The sequence below is a fragment of the Pseudarthrobacter sp. alpha12b genome (assembly GCF_054130495.1).
The window spans coordinates 1,465,412-1,480,929 of record NZ_CP196746.1; the positions used below are offsets into that span (position 1 = coordinate 1,465,412).

The 15,518-nt window shown below is 66.6% G+C and carries 16 protein-coding genes and 1 pseudogene; 2 read left to right on the top strand and 15 right to left on the bottom strand.

Annotated elements, in window-relative coordinates; translation table 11 throughout:
• Positions 1 to 64 precede the first annotated feature (64 nt).
• From nusB to ACTAQI_RS06645, 14 genes are all read right to left on the bottom strand, one after another.
• A complete protein-coding gene (nusB, locus tag ACTAQI_RS06580) occupies positions 65 to 475 on the bottom strand; it encodes a transcription antitermination factor NusB (RefSeq protein WP_018761427.1) in 411 nt (136 codons plus the stop codon).
• On the bottom strand, positions 475 to 1,038 hold the full coding sequence (gene efp, locus ACTAQI_RS06585; protein WP_018761428.1) for an elongation factor P: 564 nt from the start codon (positions 1,036 to 1,038) through the stop codon (positions 475 to 477). Before efp ends, nusB begins: the two co-directional genes overlap by 1 nt.
• 174 nt (positions 1,039 to 1,212) lie before the next feature.
• The gene (locus ACTAQI_RS06590; RefSeq protein ID WP_457950262.1) at positions 1,213 to 1,731 is read right to left on the bottom strand and encodes a tetratricopeptide repeat protein; all 519 of its coding nucleotides are present in this window, start codon (positions 1,729 to 1,731) and stop codon (positions 1,213 to 1,215) included.
• Entirely contained in the window at positions 1,731 to 2,822 is a 1,092-nt protein-coding gene (gene aroB, locus ACTAQI_RS06595) for a 3-dehydroquinate synthase (protein WP_457950263.1), read from the bottom strand. Before aroB ends, ACTAQI_RS06590 begins: the two co-directional genes overlap by 1 nt.
• Entirely contained in the window at positions 2,819 to 3,388 is a 570-nt protein-coding gene (locus ACTAQI_RS06600; protein WP_457950264.1) for a shikimate kinase, read from the bottom strand. The genes aroB and ACTAQI_RS06600 overlap by 4 nt, the downstream gene beginning before the upstream one ends.
• Positions 3,388 to 4,587 (bottom strand): chorismate synthase, encoded by a 1,200-nt coding sequence (gene aroC / locus ACTAQI_RS06605; protein WP_457951002.1) that lies wholly within the window; start codon positions 4,585 to 4,587, stop codon positions 3,388 to 3,390. Before aroC ends, ACTAQI_RS06600 begins: the two co-directional genes overlap by 1 nt.
• 23 nt (positions 4,588 to 4,610) lie before the next feature.
• A complete protein-coding gene (locus ACTAQI_RS06610; RefSeq protein WP_457951003.1) occupies positions 4,611 to 5,471 on the bottom strand; it encodes a shikimate dehydrogenase in 861 nt (286 codons plus the stop codon).
• On the bottom strand, positions 5,468 to 7,156 hold the full coding sequence (gene mltG / locus ACTAQI_RS06615; RefSeq protein ID WP_457950265.1) for an endolytic transglycosylase MltG: 1,689 nt from the start codon (positions 7,154 to 7,156) through the stop codon (positions 5,468 to 5,470). The genes ACTAQI_RS06610 and mltG overlap by 4 nt, the downstream gene beginning before the upstream one ends.
• Positions 7,153 to 7,752: a Holliday junction resolvase RuvX gene (ruvX, locus tag ACTAQI_RS06620; RefSeq protein WP_457950266.1), complete on the bottom strand. Its 600-nt coding sequence runs from the start codon at positions 7,750 to 7,752 to the stop codon at positions 7,153 to 7,155. Before ruvX ends, mltG begins: the two co-directional genes overlap by 4 nt.
• A 7-nt stretch (positions 7,753 to 7,759) precedes the next feature.
• Positions 7,760 to 10,438 (bottom strand): alanine--tRNA ligase, encoded by a 2,679-nt coding sequence (gene alaS, locus ACTAQI_RS06625; protein ID WP_457950267.1) that lies wholly within the window; start codon positions 10,436 to 10,438, stop codon positions 7,760 to 7,762.
• Between the two features lie 126 nt (positions 10,439 to 10,564).
• Positions 10,565 to 10,795, bottom strand: a complete 231-nt coding sequence (locus tag ACTAQI_RS06630) for a DUF6167 family protein (RefSeq protein WP_457950268.1) — start codon at positions 10,793 to 10,795, stop codon at positions 10,565 to 10,567.
• A 17-nt stretch (positions 10,796 to 10,812) separates the two neighbouring features.
• Positions 10,813 to 11,187 (bottom strand): DUF948 domain-containing protein, encoded by a 375-nt coding sequence (locus ACTAQI_RS06635; protein WP_141160339.1) that lies wholly within the window; start codon positions 11,185 to 11,187, stop codon positions 10,813 to 10,815.
• Positions 11,188 to 11,333: 146 nt separating this feature from the next.
• Complete coding sequence (gene rpsD / locus ACTAQI_RS06640; protein ID WP_043454433.1) at positions 11,334 to 11,960, bottom strand: 30S ribosomal protein S4; 627 nt, start codon at positions 11,958 to 11,960, stop codon at positions 11,334 to 11,336.
• 169 nt (positions 11,961 to 12,129) lie between these two features.
• Entirely contained in the window at positions 12,130 to 13,617 is a 1,488-nt protein-coding gene (locus tag ACTAQI_RS06645) for a replication-associated recombination protein A (protein ID WP_457950269.1), read from the bottom strand.
• 76 nt (positions 13,618 to 13,693) lie between these two features.
• On the opposite strand from ACTAQI_RS06645, the gene ACTAQI_RS06650 reads away from it, so the two are divergent.
• Complete coding sequence (locus tag ACTAQI_RS06650) at positions 13,694 to 14,362, top strand: acVLRF1 family peptidyl-tRNA hydrolase (protein ID WP_457950270.1); 669 nt, start codon at positions 13,694 to 13,696, stop codon at positions 14,360 to 14,362.
• 66 nt (positions 14,363 to 14,428) lie between these two features.
• Here the strand turns inward: ACTAQI_RS06650 and ACTAQI_RS06655 are convergent.
• Positions 14,429 to 14,530, bottom strand: a pseudogene (locus tag ACTAQI_RS06655) (FAD-binding protein); the annotation flags it as partial.
• Between the two features lie 95 nt (positions 14,531 to 14,625).
• Here ACTAQI_RS06655 and ACTAQI_RS06660 point away from each other — a divergent pair.
• On the top strand, positions 14,626 to 15,411 hold the full coding sequence (locus ACTAQI_RS06660) for an IclR family transcriptional regulator (RefSeq protein ID WP_457950271.1): 786 nt from the start codon (positions 14,626 to 14,628) through the stop codon (positions 15,409 to 15,411).
• The last annotated feature ends 107 nt before the right edge of the window (positions 15,412 to 15,518 follow it).

The window sequence follows — 15,518 nt, forward strand, 5'->3', positions numbered from 1 at the left end:
GCTGGTGGCAACGCGAAAGGGCCCCGCCGGCGGCGGAGCCCTTTCGCGTGTCCTGCGGGGCAGGCTAGGCGAGCAGCGAAGGCTTCAGCTGCTGCAGCCGGCCCAGGAGGCCATTGATGAACTGCGGAGACTCGTCCGTCGACAAAGTCTTGGCCAGCGCAACGGCCTCGCTGACCGCAACGCCGTCAGGGACGTCGTCGTTGTAAAGAAGCTCCCAGGTGCCGATGCGCAGGATGATGCGGTCCACGGACGGCATGCGCTCCAGGCTCCAACCCTGCGAGTAGGTCTCAAGGAACTCGTCAATGGCGGCCTGCTGGGACACCACACCTTCGACGATTTCCAGGGTGTAGGGGTTGACCACCTGGTCGGTCTTTTCGCGGCGTGCGCGAAGCACGTCGAACGCCGAAACAGAGCGCTGCTCCGCTTCGAAAAGAACATCCAGTGCCCTGTTGCGGGCTTTACCGCGGGCGCTCACTACTCAGTGACCCGGCCCAGGTAGCTGCCGTCGCGGGTGTCCACCTTGACCTTGGTGTTGTTCTCGATGAACAGCGGGACCTGGATTTCGTAGCCGGTTTCCAGGGTGGCGGGCTTGGTGCCTGCGGAGGAGCGGTCGCCCTGCAGGCCCGGCTCGGTGTAGGTGATTTCAAGGACGACGCTCGGCGGAAGCTCAATGTAGAGGGGGTTGCCGTCGTGGATGGCGATGTTGACCATCTGGTTTTCAAGCATGAAGTTGGTGGCGTCACCAACCGTGGCACCGGACACGGTGATCTGGTCGTAGTCCGAGGTGTCCATGAAGACGAAGTCTGCACCGTCCTGGTACAGGTACTGGTAGTCGCGGCGGTCCACGGTGGCCGTTTCGATCTTGAGGCCGGCGTTGAAGGTCTTGTCGACAACCTTGCCGGACATCACGTTGCGCATCTTGGTGCGGACGAATGCGCCGCCCTTGCCGGGCTTGACGTGCTGGAACTCGATGATGTTCCACAGCTGGCCCTCGAGCTTCAGGACCGTCCCGTTCTTAATGTCGTTAGTGGTTGCCACTGGTTTCCTCTGGTTTCTTTGTCTGGCCGCTCGGGTCAGATGCTGTATGCCGGGCGGGGCACGCCGAAACGGCCCGCCTGCACGTGTTTGTCAAAAATCGCGTGGATGCAAAAATTCCACAACCATTCTACCGGTAAATACCGGGCAGTCTTTCCGCGGCCACTTCCTGAAGGATCAGCAGGCCAGGTCCAGGACGTCCCGGGCCCGTTGCAGGGCCACAGTGGAAGAGTAGATCTGGGCGGCATCTGCCGACTGCGCCACCCGCAGGTCCAGCGCCTTGGAGAAGGATTCGACGGCGGCGGAGGTCTGACCGGCCGCGTACTGGGTCTTGCCCAGGAACTGCAGTGCCAGCGCTTCCCGGGGCGTGCCGTGCACCTCGGCCAGGAGCTGCCGGAACAGTTCAATGGCGCGGTCCATCCGGTGGGTGACGCTCAGGACCTCGGCTTCGAAGACGCGCAGCACGAACGATTCCGGGTCCTTGAACCGTGCTTCCGCCAGGAGTTCAGCGGCTTCGGAGGCGTGGCCCTCGACCAGCAGGACGAAAATGTGGTCGGCCGGATCACTGGAGCCGGCCAGGGCTTCCCTGACGGCGTCCTCGTTAACGATCTGCGGCAGCAGGGTATCGGGGTTGATCCGGACTCCAGGGAACCCGGCCTCGGGCCAGTCGGCGGTGCCGCTCATGTCGCCCTGCATCAGGAAGCAACTTCCTGGTAAGCCGCAAACAGCAGCGATGTGTCCGGGACATCGAGAATCCCCGGCTTGGCGATCCCGTCAAGCACCACAAAGCGCAGCAGGTCACCGCGGGATTTCTTGTCGCGGCGCATTCCGTCCAGCAGGCCCTGCCAGCGGTCCCGCCGGTAGGTGACCGGAAGCCCGAGTCCGTCCAGGATGCTCCGGTGCCTGTCGGCGTCGGCATCGCTGAGCCTGCCCACGCTGCGGGCAAGTTCGGCCGCGAACATCATGCCCACGGACACCGCAGCGCCGTGCCGCCACGAGTAGCGTTCCACCAGCTCGATGGCGTGGCCCAGCGTGTGTCCGTAGTTCAGGATTTCCCGGAGCCCGGACTCCTTGAGGTCCTCCGACACCACCTTCGCCTTGACGGCGATGGCGCGTTCAATCAGCTCGCGCAGGGCGTCCGAGCGGGGGTCCACCACCGCGGCCGGGTCCTTCTCCACGAGATCGAGGATGGCGGGGTCGGCAATGAAGCCGCACTTGATTACCTCGGCGAGCCCGGAAATGATTTCGTTCTTCGGCAGCGTGTCCAGCGTGTCCAGGTCCGCCAGGACGGCTGCCGGCGGGTGGAACGCCCCCACCAGGTTCTTTCCTTCGGCGGTGTTGATGCCGGTTTTGCCGCCCACGGACGCGTCCACCATGCCCAGCAGGCTGGTGGGCATGTGGATGACCTTGACGCCGCGCAGCCAGGTGGCGGCAACGAAGCCTGCGAGGTCGGTGACCGCTCCCCCGCCCACGGCAACAATGGCGTCCGAGCGGGTGAAATCGTTCTGGCCCAGGACCTGCCAGCAGAATGCGGCCACCTGGATGTGCTTGCCTTCTTCCGCGTCCGGAATCTCGGCAGTGAGGGACGTGAACCCCGCCGCTGCAAGTTCGTCGCGGACCGTGTCACCGGTGAGGCGCAGGGCACGGGGGTGTATCACCAGGACTCGGCGGACGCGCTCTCCGAGCAGCGCGGGAAGGTCACCAAGCAGGCCGCGCCCGACGACGACGCCGTAGTTGTTGCCGGCGCCCTCGCCGGTGACGTTGATGACTGTTGATTGCGTGTTCACTTTTCAACTTCCTGTTTGGCAGCTGCGTGGTTCCGCAGTGCTGCTTCCAGCCGGCCGCCGAGCTCGGGGACCGAGCCATGGCGGACGTCCAGGGTGATGTCGGCCAGCCTTTCGTAGACCGGCTTGCGGGTGGCGAACATTGCTGTCCAGCGGCCCATGGCGTCGCCGGCAAGGAGCGGGCGGCCGGAGTTGCGGGCGATCCTGTCCGCCACGGTATCGGCGTCGCACTCGAGATATACAACGGTGCAGCGGCTGATCAGCTGCTGCGTCCCCGAATCGAGCACCGCACCGCCGCCCAGCGAGATGACCGTGGAGGTCCCTTCGGATTCCTCCACGGCATCAGCTACGGTCCGGGCCTCAATCTCCCGGAACGCGTGCTCACCGCGCCCCGCGAAGATATCGGCGATGGATCCGTGGCCGGCAACGATCACGGCGTCGGTATCGATGAACCGGGCCCCGAGCTGCTGCGCGAGCTGCTGCCCGATGGCCGATTTGCCCACCGCCATGGGGCCGATGAGCACAATCGGCCGCTCGCCGCGAGGTCCAGTACTGCTGCGGTGGAGCACTACTGGCCGATCGAGTCCAGGGATGCCGGGATGCTGTCCAGGTAACCCTTGATGTTGCGCGCGGTTTCCGCCACTGAGTCACCGCCGAACTTTTCGATGACGGCCTCGGCCAGGACCAGGGCCACCATGGCCTCGGCCACCACGCCGGCGGCGGGAACAGCACAGACGTCCGAGCGCTGGTGGTGTGCCTTGGCCGGTTCGCCGGTGCTGACATCGATGGTCCGCAGGGCGCGCGGGACGGTGGCGATAGGCTTCATGGCCGCACGGACCCGGAGGACGTCCCCGATGCTCATGCCGCCTTCGATGCCGCCGGCATGGTTGCTGGCCCGGACAATGCGGCCGTCGCCGTCCCTGACGATTTCGTCATGCGCGGCGGAACCACGGCGGGCCGCGGTCAGGAAGCCGTCCCCCACTTCCACTCCCTTGATGGCCTGGATGCCCATCAGGGCAGCAGCAAGCCTGGCGTCCAGCCGGCGGTCCCAGTGCACGTAGCTGCCAAGTCCCGGCGGAAGGCCGTAGGCCAGGACCTCCACCACTCCGCCCAGCGTCTCGCCTTCCTTGTGGGCAGCGTCCACCTCAGCCACCATGGCGTCCGAGGTTTCGCGGTCAAAGCAGCGCAAGGGGTCTGTGTCCAGGGCAATGACGTCGCCGGGCACGGGCAGCGGGCGCCCTTCCGGCACGGTCACGCTGGCGATGGATACGGTGTGGCTGACAAGCTCAATGCCGAGGTGCTTGAGGAACTGCGCGGCCACCGTGCCCAGCGCCACGCGGGTGGCAGTCTCCCGGGCGCTGGCACGCTCCAGCACCGGGCGGGCCTCGTCGAAGCCGTATTTTTGCATGCCGGTGAAGTCGGCGTGCCCCGGGCGGGGGCGGGTCAGGGGCGCGTTGCGGGCCTGGTCGGCGAGGAGTTCGGCGTCCACGGGGTCCGCGGACATGATCTGCTCCCACTTGGGCCATTCGGTGTTCGCCACCTGGATGGCGACCGGACCGCCCTGGGTGAGGCCATGCCGGACGCCGCCAAGGATAGTGACCACGTCCTGCTCGAATTTCATCCGCGCGCCACGTCCATAGCCAAGCCGGCGGCGGGCCAGGGAGTCTGCGATGTGGCCGCTGGTGATTTCAACACCGGCGGGGACGCCTTCAATAATTCCCATCAGAGCCGGGCCATGGGATTCACCGGCAGTCAACCAACGCATAATTTCCATCCTGCCACGTAGGGCGGTCAGAACGCCCGCCGGGCAAGGCCGACTGCGTCACACATCACATCTATGACAGCTGCATTAACGTCTTCCCCGCGCCGGGTAAAGAGCCGGACCTGCTCCACGGCCTGGTACAGCAGCATCTCCAGGCCGGGCACTACAGCGCCGCCACCGGCCTGCCATACCGAGGCAATGAGGCTCGGCCAGGGATCGTAGGCAACGTCGAGCAGGACGCCGGGCGTCGCGGTTTTCAGTGCCGCGATTTCCGAGGCAAGTCCATCTGCCGCGCGCGGCGGCAGGGTGGATATTACGACGTCGGCCTCCGACGTGGGACCTGCGGCACCGGCCAGCGGGCGGACTTCCAGGGCAACACCCAAGCTGTCCGCGGCCGAGCGGACGTCCGCTGTGCGCGAGGAATCGCGGACAAACACCTGCACGGTCCCGGTGCCCAGTTCCTTCAGGGCTGCCACGGCCGATGCCGCGGTCCCGCCGCCGCCAAGGATTACGGCCGAAGGTGCTGCCCGAGTGCCGGCGTGGCACAGGGCGTTGACGATGCCCGTGACGTCAGTGTTGGAGCCCACCGTCTTCACGCCGCCGGCGGATTCCTCGAACGTGACGGTATTCACCACTCCGAGGGTCCGTGCCACGCCGCGTACTTCGTCCACCTCACCGAGCATGGCCGTCTTCAACGGCATGGTCACCGAAAGCCCGCGCCAGCCCGGCTGGTTCCGGATCTGGCGCATGAAGGACGGCAGCAATGCCTCCGTGACGTCGATGGCCGTGTAGCTGATGCCTGCACCCAGCCGCTCGTAGGCGGAGAGGTGCAGCGCCGGGGATTTCGAGTGGCTGATCGGGTGGCCCAGGACGGCAGCCCGCAGGCTCATGTGCAGCGGCCCGCGTTGGCCTGGCACCATGCGTTGTACTGCTCCACGTAGGCGTTGTGTTCGGCAAGCGTCTTGGCGAACTTGGTTTCCTTGGTGTCCAGGTTGACGGTCACCCAGAACAGGTAGTCGTTGGTTTTTGGCCGGGCGGCAGCGTCGATGGCGGTCTTGCCGGGAGAACCGATGGGTCCCGGCGGCAGCCCCGGATTCGCGTAGGTGTTGTAGGGGTTGGATTTGTCCTGCCGCTGCTCATCCGTGAAGTTGAAGCTCCGGGTGCCAAGGCCGTACGTCACGGCGGAGTCCACCTGCAGGAAGCCGCCGGTCTGGTCGTTGGGCTTGAGCCGGTTGTAGATGGCACCCGCCACATCGCCGTAGTCGGCCTGGCCGCCCTCGGCCTGGACAATGCTTGCCACAATGACGGCCTGGTACTGCTTGGCCGGATCCGTGATGCCCTGCGACACCAGTTCATCGGTGGTGGCCTTCACCAGGGCCTGGAGGATGTCCTTGGCGGGGGTGCCCAGGGGGAAGCGGTACTCACCGGGTGCCAGGTAGCCTTCGAGGTTCTTGGCGGTGGCTGGCAGGCCGAACTGGGCGGGCTGGTTGCTGAGCGTCTGCAACTGTTGCACGGACACGCCGGAGCCCTCGGAAATGGCCTGGAGGGACTCGCTGATCCGGAGGCCGGCGCTCAGTGCGAAGTAGATGACTTTGGTTTTGTCCTTGCCGAGCAGGACGTTGACGGCGTCGGCGTTCTTCATTTCCGTCTTGAAGGTGTACTCGCCCGGGGACAGCGTTCCGCCGGACGCGTGGAACGCCTGCATGAAGGTGTCCGCGTTGGCAATGACGTGCTGGTTTTCCAGTTCACTGGCCACAGACCGCGTGCCTTCGCCGCTGGCGACGGTCACCTGGACCTCACCCGATCCGGGACCGGGGAAATCCGATGGCTTGCCGCTGCCCAGGAGTGGCTTGAGGAACTGGGCGCCCACGGCTACTGCCGTGACGAAAACGGCCAGCGTCAGGAACAGGGCCAGCAGCCTGCGCCGGCGCCGGACTTTCTTGGACGGGCGCACTACCGGGGCTGCCGACGAGCCAGGGAGCAGTTCGTGGCCCGGGTCCTGGTGGTGGACATCGTGGTGCGGGGCGTCCACGTGGGCGTCGTCGTGGAAAACGGCGGCGTGGTGGACATGGTCGTCGTGCACTCCCTGGTAGGCGTGGGCGCCGTCCCCGTGGTGCAGGGCCGCTTCGTGGTGCACGCCGGCGTACTGGATCTCGTCCGGGTGGTGGGCAACGTCGTTGTGGTGCTCGACGTCGTCGTGGTGCCGGACGTCGTCGTGGTGCGGGACGTCGTCGTGCTGCTGAAGTGGGGAAGGCGCGTCCGCGCCGGCATCGTTGCCGTAGGAACCGCGCTCAGGCTGGTCGTCCTGGATGGACGGCGGTGTTTCCGGCGCCGCCGGCACATCACCGGCGCCGGGAAGCGGAGCAAAGGTTGATTCGGCTGCGGGAGACGCGGCGGCCGGCGGCGCTGCGGGCGGCGGCGGGACGTCGCCGGTTTCGTAGGCCTGCTCGGGCACGGCGTCGTGGCCTCCGGTGTTGAGGCTTTTCTCCCGGGCCCGCATTTCCCTGCGGGTCAGCGGCCTCGGGGCCCCGGGGTCCAGCGGGCCGGAGGTGTCGTCAATGTTGGCAGGGCTCACTGTTGCCTTCCATTATCTGAAGATTGGGCCGTGTCTGCGGGGATGGCGCGGACGGTCTGGTCCACCCCACCGGCCCCCAGGTCCACGGACGGGGAAGGCGCTGTCACGCGTGAGCCGACATCCGCTCCCCTGGCTTTCTGCATGTCGATGGCGTGCTGAAGAATACCCGCCGCCGCGACCTGATCAACTACTTTACGATGGTCCCTGCTGCTCATGCCAGCTTCGTGCAGGTTCCGGTGCGCCGAGACACTGCTGAGTCGCTCGTCCACCAGGTTGACCGGGATCGCCAGGCCGCGCCCGGCAAGCTCAGCCGCCAGGAGCAGGGCATAATCCGTGGCCATCCTGGCCGAGGCATGCTCCTCGCCCTTCATGGTCCTGGGCAGGCCAACGATAACCTGCACGGCTCCCAGCTCCTCGGCCAGTTTGGCGATGACGCGCACGTCCGAGTTTTTCTTCGCGTTCCGGTCAAGGGTCTTGTACGGCGTGGCCAGGATCGAATCCCGGTCGCAGATGGCCAGCCCTACCCGGACGGTGCCGACGTCCACCCCCAGTTTGACGCCCTGGGGGTAGCCGCCGGCAGCAACAGCATTGGTCATGGCTGGATTAGCGCCTTGAGATGGCGTCGACGACGGCGGCCAGGGCAGCGCCGACCTTTCCGGCATCCGTTCCGCCGCCTTGGGCCACGTCATCCTTGCCGCCGCCGCCGCCGCCGAGCACGCCCGCAGCGACGCGGACCAGGGCACCGGCCTTGACGCCCGCTTCCCTGGCTGCCTCGTTGGTGGCCACCAGGATCAGGGGGCGGTCATTCGCGACGCCGGCCACGGCCACAGCGGCAGCTGCGGAACCGAGGCGGTTGCGCAGGTCCAGGGCCAGGCCGCGGAGGTCGTCAGCCCCGCTCACGGTTCCTGCATCGTGGGCCAGCACCTTGACGCCGCCGGCGTCCTTGGCGCTGCCCACCAGCTGGGCGGCGGCGGCAGCCAGCTGTTCCTTGCGGAGCCGGTCCAGTTCCTTCTCAGTTGCCTTGAGCTTGGCCAGGGTGGCGGAGATCCTGTCGGCGAGCTGGCCGGACGGAACCTTCAGCAGGTCCGTCAGCTCGGTCACCAGGGCACGCTCAGCCGCAAGGTGGCGGAAGGCCTCCATGCCGACGAAAGCTTCCACGCGGCGGTTGCCCGAGCCGACGGACTGTTCGCCCAGGAGGGACAGGCTGCCGATCAGCGAGGTGTTGGCGACGTGGGTGCCGCCACACAGCTCGCGTGACCACGCGCCGTCAATCTCCACCACGCGCACTTCGCTGCCGTAGTTTTCGCCGAAGAGGGCCATGGCACCCATGGCCTTGGCTTCGGCCAGCCCCATGATCTTTGTTTCCACCGCGTAGTTGTTGCGGATGGCCAGGTTGGAGACTTCCTCGATCTCGGACCGGGTGGCTGTGCTCAGGCCTTCGCCCCAGGCAAAGTCGAAGCGCAGGTAGCCGGCCTTGTTGAACGATCCACGCTGGGTGGCCTCCGGGCCAAGGATCTGGTGCAGGGCGGCATGCACGATGTGGGTGCCCGTGTGCGCCTGCTCGGCGGCATGGCGGCGTTCGCGGTCGACGGCGGCGCGCACCAGGGAGTCCGCGCCGATTTCGCCTTCGCGGACAATCGCCTTGTGCACGCTCAGGCCCTTGACGGGGCGCTGGACGTCCAGGACCTCGACGACGAACCCGTCGCCGGTGATCAGGCCGGTGTCCGCAGCCTGGCCGCCGGCCTCGGCGTAGAACGGGGTTTCGGCCAGCACGAGTTCAATCTCGTCGCCGGTGGCTGCCTGCTGGACCTGACGGCCTGCGCTGAGCAGGCCGCGGACGCGTGATTCGCCTTCGAGTTCGGTGTAGCCGGTGAAGACCGTTTCGCCCTGGCCCAGGATCTCCTGGAAGACGCTGACGTCGGCGTGGCCGCCCTTCTTGCCCTTGGCATCGGCCTGGGCGCGCTGGCGCTGTTCCTGCATGAGGCTGCGGAACGCTGCCTCATCAACCTTCAACCCGGCTTCTTCGGCCATCTCGAGGGTGAGGTCGATCGGGAAGCCGTAGGTGTCGTGCAGCGCGAAGGCATCCTCGCCGGAGAGCGGCTTGTTGGCCGCCTTGGATTCCTTGACCGCGTCCTCAAGCCGGGCAGTGCCGGATGCAATGGTGCGCAGGAACGCCTTCTCCTCGGCGTAGGCGATGCGGCTGATCCGGTCGAAGTCCGTCTCCACCACGGGGTACACGCCCTTCATGGCGTCGCGCGAAGCCGGCAGCAACTCGGGCAAGCAGGCCTGTTCGACGCCCAGGAGGCGCATTGAGCGAACGGCGCGGCGGATGAGGCGGCGCAGGACGTAGCCGCGTCCCTCGTTGGAAGGTGTCACACCGTCGGAAATCAGCATCAGGGCTGAGCGGATGTGGTCTGCCACCACGCGCATGCGGACGTCGTCCGTGTGGTGGGGGTCGTCCTCGGATTCAGCGGAGGTGTACTCCTTGCCGGACAGTTCGGCAGCCCTGTCGATGACGGGCCGGACCTGGTCGGTCTCGTACATGTTCTCGACGCCCTGCAGGATCATGGCGAGGCGTTCCATGCCCAGGCCGGTGTCGATGTTCTTCTTGGGCAGCTCACCCACAATGTCGAAGTCGACCTTGGAGCGCACATTCTCGATCTGGTACTGCATGAACACGAGGTTCCAGATTTCGATATACCGGGTCTCGTCAGCCAGCGGGCCACCTTCGACGCCGTAGGCCGGTCCGCGGTCGTAGTAGATCTCGGAGCAGGGGCCGGCCGGGCCGGGCTGGCCGGTTGACCAGTAGTTGTCCGACTTGCCCATGCGCTGGATGCGCTCGGCGGGGACGCCGGTGTTCTTCAGCCACAGTTCCTCGGCCTCGTCGTCCTCCTCGTAGACCGTCACCCACAGCCGCTCGGGCGCAAGGCCGTAGCCGCCGTCGTCAACGCCCGTGGTGAGCAGCTCCCAGGCGAACTTGATGGCGTCTTCCTTGAAGTAGTCGCCGAAGGAGAAGTTGCCGCACATCTGGAAGAAGGTGCCGTGCCGCGCGGTCTTGCCCACTTCCTCGATGTCGCCGGTGCGGATGCACTTCTGCACACTGGTGGCGCGGGAGTAGGGGGCTTCCTCGCGGGCGGTGAGGTAGGGAATGAACGGGACCATGCCGGCCACCGTGAACAGCAGCGAGGGGTCGCTGGAGACCAGCGATGCGGAGGGAACCGGGGTGTGGCCCTTGCTGACAAAAAAGTCCACCCAGCGCTTTGTGATCTCCTGCGACTTCATGAGCTGTTTTCTTACCCTTCTTGGTCCGCGCCGCCAGGCGGCACGGGGATTTCGTTCAGGTGGCGGATCCCGGATAGGGCTCCTGCCGGTTGTTGGCTGGCTGCCGGTGCAACGCCCGTGCGGGGCTTAGCGGCGAACCATTTCCGCGGACTCGATGCCCAAGGCGGCCCTCAAGTCGGTTTCCCGTTCGCGCATTCCTGCGCGGACGGCGTCGGCGAAGTCGTACACCCCGTCGGCCAGCCGTCCTACCGAGCGGTTGAGGCCCTCCGGCCCGAGGCTGGCCTGGGCCTGGCTCACTTTGCGGAAGGCAATGACTCCGATGGCCACGCCGATTCCCATCCAGACAATTCTTTTCATGTTTGTTCTTTTCGAATCTAGCGGCTGCGGCGCCCGGCGGCGGGCTTCCGGCGGTTGGCGAAGGCGCTGCGGACGCCGTAGCTGAAGGCGGCAACCTTGATCAGTGGCGAACCAACCGTTGCGGCGACCAGCGAGGACAGGGCGGAGATATTGGCGGACGCATCAGAGACGTTGGACGAGATGCCATCCACCTTCTTCAGCTGCTGGTTGGTGGTGGAAACGGTGGCCGTGACCTCGTCCATCAAAGGCGTGGCGCCGTCACTGAGGGACCTGATGGTGGTCCGCACCTCATCGAAGACTTTTCCCAGCTTCAGGATGGGGACTGCAAGCAGCAGGACCAGGAGCGCGAACACTCCGGCAGCGATCAGGCCGGCAATATCGCCACCAGACATAGACGTTCATCTCCTCGAAATTCCGTGGTTAGGTTCCATCCTGCACGCGCCCGGAAAGGGGCGCCGCGCAGATGTCCCCCAAGTACCTTACATACAAAGAAGCCCGCGGCGCTTGCCACGGGCTTCTTTGGGTACGCTGCTGGGATTTAGCGTGCGTAGAATTCGACGACGAGCTGCTCTTCGCAGGTCACCGGGATCTCGGAGCGCTTGGGACGGCGGACCAGGCGGGCCTGCAGGGCTTCCAGCTTGACGTCCAGGTAGGCCGGAACGGCAGGCAGGACGTCGCGGTGGGCACCGGCGGCGGCAACCTGGAGCGGAACCATGGTCTCGCTGCGGCTGTGGACGTGGACCAGCTGGCCCTCGCCGACGCGGAACGACGGGCGGTCAACGCGGATACCGTCAACCATGATGTGGCGGTGCACAACCAGCTGGCGGGCCTGGGCGATGGTGCGGGCGAAACCGGCACGCAGGACCAGGGCGTCAAGGCGCATTTCGAGCAGTTCGATGAGGTTTTCACCGGTCAGGCCCTTGGTGCGGCGGGCTTCTTCGAAGGCACGGGTCATCTGTGCTTCGCGGATGCCGTACTGGGCGCGCAGGCGCTGCTTTTCGCGCAGACGAACGGCGTAGTCGGAGTCCTGCTTCTTGCGGGCACGGCCATGCTCACCGGGGCCGTACGGGCGGCGCTCCATGTACTTGGCGGCCTTGGGGGTCAGAGCAATGCCGAGGGACCGCGAGAGGCGGGCCTGACGGCGAGCACGAGTGTTGTTAGCCACTTGTGTCCTTCCAATATCTGCGGTGTGTCAGTGTTACTGGCCTCCACGATGGAGAGCATCGGCCAACCGCTGCCTTTTGCTACTGGGCGCAGGGCATAACCTTCTCAACGTGAATTGGGGAGATTGTGCGTCCGTGCCTTGCCAGACGAACATCGAGCCTACCACGGCATCACTTGCCCCGGACAATCTTCCGCAGCCGCTCCAGCCGTTGGGCGATGTCCCGTTCGGCGCCGTTGCCGGTGGGCTGGTAATAGTCGCGGCCCACCAGGTCATCCGGCGGGTACTGCTGGGGGGCGACTCCATGCGGAGCGTCGTGGGCGTACTTGTAGCCCACGCCGTGGCCCAGCTGCTTGGAGCCCGGATAGTGCGCGTCGCGCAGGTGCGCGGGAATTCCGACGCCGAGGCCCGCCCGGACGTCGGCGATCGCTTTGTTGATGCCCATGTAGGCGGCGTTCGATTTTGGTGCGGTGGCGAGGTGGACCACTGCCTCCGCCAGGATGATCCGGCCCTCCGGCATGCCGATGAGCTGCACCGCCTGCGCCGCTGCCACTGCCGTCTGCAGCGCCGTGGGGTCCGCCATGCCCACGTCCTCCGCCGCGGAGATGACGATCCGCCGGGCCACGAACCGCGGGTCCTCCCCCGCTTCCAGCATCCGGGCGAGGTAATGCAGGGCCGCGTCCACGTCCGATCCCCTGATGGACTTGATGAAGGCGCTGATCACGTCATAGTGCTGGTCACCGGCCCGGTCATAACGGACGGCGGCCGCATCCAGGGCCCGCTCCGTGTGGCGCAGCTCAACGGTGACCGGCTCCTCGGTGGCCGTCCCCGGAGCTGCACCCTCCTCCCCCACGGAACGTTCGACGTCGTCCGCGTCACCAAAGGCCACGCCGGCCGCGGCCTCCAGCGCGGTAAGCGCCCGGCGGGCGTCCCCGCCGGACAACCGGACCAGGTGTTCCAGCGCCTCGTCGCTGAGCCGGACCTTGCCGCCCAGCCCCCGCGGGTCCTCCACGGCGCGCACCAGGAGGCCCTCGATGTCCGCATCGGTCAGGGGCTTGAGCGTGAGGAGCAGGGAACGGGACAGCAGGGGCGAGACCACCGAGAAGGAGGGATTCTCCGTGGTGGCAGCCACCAGTACCACCCAGCGGTTCTCGACGCCGGGCAGCAGGGCATCCTGCTGGGCCTTGTTGAAGCGGTGGATCTCGTCAAGGAACAGCACCGTGGTGGTCTTGTACAGGTCGCGGGCAGTCAGGGCGTCGTCCATGACCCGCCGGACGTCCTTGACTCCGGCCGTGATGGCGGACAGCTCGACGAACTTCCTGCCCGGCCCGCGCGCAATCACGTGCGCCAGCGTGGTCTTGCCGGTACCAGGGGGTCCCCAGAGAATCAGGGAGGTTGGGCCGGCAGGGCCTTTGCTGTCCGCCCCGGCGCCTGCGGCCAACTGCCGCAGCGGCGAGCCCTGGCCCAGCAGGTGCTGCTGGCCCACCACTTCGTCCAGGGTGCGTGGGCGCATGCGGACGGCAAGCGGGCTGCGCGGCGACCCCTGTCCCCGTGCACCCTGGCTCCCCGCACCCTGGCCCCGGGAACCGGCGCCTGCCCCGGAGACGGGACGGTCGTCGTCGTCGTCATTGTCTGGCCCGTTCCCGAAGAGATCATCCACATAGATAGGCTACTTCCAGTCCATCACCTGCTTTTCCCCCGGCCTTCCCGCCGGGCCTTGGTACAGAAGGAAGTCCATGCCCGCCCCAGGTTCACCCGGCGCCCCGCCCTCCGTCCGGACAGCATTCGTGTCCGGCGCCAGGCTGGCTGGTTGGGTTGACCGGTTCGGCGCTTCGCATGGCGGCTACCGGCTGCAGGATGACGACGACGGCCTCCGCCTTGTGGCGGCCGACGGCGCGGAAGCGCTCCTGCAGCCGCCGTGGCCTGCAGAAGGACGTCCGGGACGCGGCGCCGGACCGCTGGAGCGGCTGGCTGCCCTTGCGTCACAGCCGCGCCGGCTGGGACTGCTGCTGGTGCGGCGCGGCGGTTACGGGATCGGGGTGGCAAGTGAGGGCGCCCTGCTGGCGTCCAAGGCAGGCACCCGGTACGTCCAGTCGCGCACCGCGGCGGGCGGCCAGTCCCAGCAGCGGTTTGCCCGCCGCCGGTCCAACCAGGCGGACGCCTTGGTGGCGGCCGTTGCACAGCAGGCGGCAGGGGTGTTCCGGACGACAGCATTCGAGTACGTGGTGCCCGGAGGTGACAGGGCCCTGGCTGACCTGGTCCTCGAGGAACCGTTGCTGCGTGATTACGCCCGCATGCCGCGCCTTGCCTACCTGGATGTTGCTGAGCCCCGGGCCGCCGTCCTGAGGAAGGCTGCAGCGGACGCGTGCTCGGTGCGGGTCCAGGTAACCGACCCGGCGGTTTAGCGGATCTTCCGCGGCAGGCACGCAGCGGCCGTTACTCCGCCGGCGCTGGGCTACCCCCTGCTTGTTGCCCGGAACCCATGCCCACCCGGCGGAAATGGCCGTGGTTCCGCCAAAGTACTGCTCCTTTTCCGCGACGATCACACTTAATCCCCGCGAGGCGGCCTTCAACGCGACAGCCGGGCCTAAAACTTATCCCCCAGTAGAGCGGCTGCCGGCCCCGCACAGGAGGAGGATTACCATTGAGCGGGAATCGAAGGAGCATTGTGGCCAATTCCGCATCGGGCGAGTCGATCATCGGCCGCTTCGTGAAGATCGTGAGTGCATTCGACGACCGCCATAGTTCCATGAGTGTCGCCGAACTTGGGCGCAGGACCGGGCTGCCGGTCACCACCACATACCGGCTGGTCAATGATCTGCTCCAGGAACGGCTGCTCGAACGCGAGCCCGGCGGCGACATCCATGTCGGGACCCGAATGTGGGAACTGGGGTCGCGGGGCTCCAAGACGCTCAGCCTGAGGGAAGCGGCACTGCCGTTCATGGAGGACGTCCAGGCCGTGGTGCAACACTCCACCACGCTTGGCATCCTGGATTCGGACGAGGTGCTGTACATCGAGCGCCTGGGCTCCGACAAGACCATCGTGGACATCACCAAAGTTGCGGGCCGGCTGCCTCTCCACGCAACGTCGTCAGGCCTTGTCCTCCTGGCGCACTCCCCCGCCGCATACCAGGACAGCTTCCTGGCCCGTCCCCTGACGAAGTTCACCGAAACGACATTGACCGACCCGTCCCAGCTGCGCCGCCATCTGGCTGAGATCAGGCAGCGCGGCTTTGCGTCCATGCCGGGCGTAATTGTTCCCGAATCCAGCGGCATCGCTGTCCCCGTTTTCGGGCCTGACAACACCATCCGCGCCGCGCTGAGCGTCGTGGTCCCGCGCAACGAAGAGAACGCAGCCGCCCGGGTGCCCGTGCTGATGGCCTCCGCCCGGGGAATCTCGCGGACTCTCGGCCGGCGGGGCGAGCTGAAAGGCACCCTGCGCCAGAGTCACTGAGCAGGGTCATGGAAACGAATTTTTCCGTTGATCGGCAATTATGTGGTTCCAGTCACATCTCCCCTGCGACTCTGGCTGGGATGCAGCAACGAGGCTGCTGGAGTTAC